This is a genomic window from Haloferax sp. Atlit-6N (genome assembly GCF_003383195.1).
In the GTDB taxonomy this organism is placed as follows: domain Archaea; phylum Halobacteriota; class Halobacteria; order Halobacteriales; family Haloferacaceae; genus Haloferax; species Haloferax gibbonsii.
Map to the genome: position 1 here is coordinate 1 of NZ_QEQJ01000027.1, position 903 is coordinate 903.

Genomic DNA, 903 nt, shown 5'->3' on the forward strand with positions numbered 1-903 from the left:
GTCACGTACAGGTGGTAGTCGTCGGTGTCCTCGTTGCGGACACCGACGACGCGAAACTCCATCGAATCCGTTGATTCCTTCCCAGCGTATGCCCGCCGTTTGAACTCGATCTCTACCGTTACGTCGATGATCTCCCGACTTAGATCTTCCAGAACGTCCCGAAGACGACGCTCTGGCAAGGAAATGGCGCGCCCGCGCCATTTCCGTCGCTCTCCAACGATCAACGGATTCGCGTTCGACTTCAGCCGACTCAGGAAGAACCCGCCGTTCTCCTCGATCAACGCGAAGCGGCGGAAACTGTAGAAGCCCAGATCGAACAGTAACAGCCGGCCTCGTAGCCAACTCCCGGTGCGGAGTTGGCTGCTCTCGTGGGTGCGTTCATCGGTGAGCTGGAACTGCTCGATCGTCTGCTTGGTCGCGTTCTGCACGAGGTGGAGTTTCGCGCCGGATTGACCCGAGTGAGTGGCTGGAAACGAATCGAGGAGCCGATGCAACCTGAACACGGTTGCATCGGCGATCAGTACGTCTCGAAACAGCTCGAACTGTGGCGCGATCGTGTGAGGAACCGCGACCTCCTCGAGAGCGTGCTCGGGGAGGTCGTTCAACAGTGCTGCGACGGCCGGCGTGAACCGATCGTAGAAGCTTGAGCGGGCAACGGTCTGGTTGGTTGCTGCGGAGTACGCCCGTTGAAAGCTGGCGATAGTTCGGGCTTCGCCGTCGACGGCGAAGCCCATGATGAGCGTCCAGACGAGCATCGTGATGTCGATTTTCCGGTCACGCTGGACGACATCGCGCTCGCGCGCGATGTCTTCGATAAGCTCTCCTGGAAAGAGCGAAGTGAGCCGCCGTTGAATAAGGTCTGGGGAGAGTTCCTTCAGCACAACCTCTCCCCACGCGTTCTAC

The 903-nt window shown here is 59.4% G+C and carries 1 protein-coding gene; it reads right to left on the reverse strand.

From position 1 onward, the window contains the following. Window positions 1-881: IS4 family transposase (locus DEQ92_RS20930; RefSeq protein WP_115821720.1), on the reverse strand; the 881-nt coding region annotated here is incomplete at its 3' end. Between the last annotated feature and the right edge of the window lie 22 nt (window positions 882-903).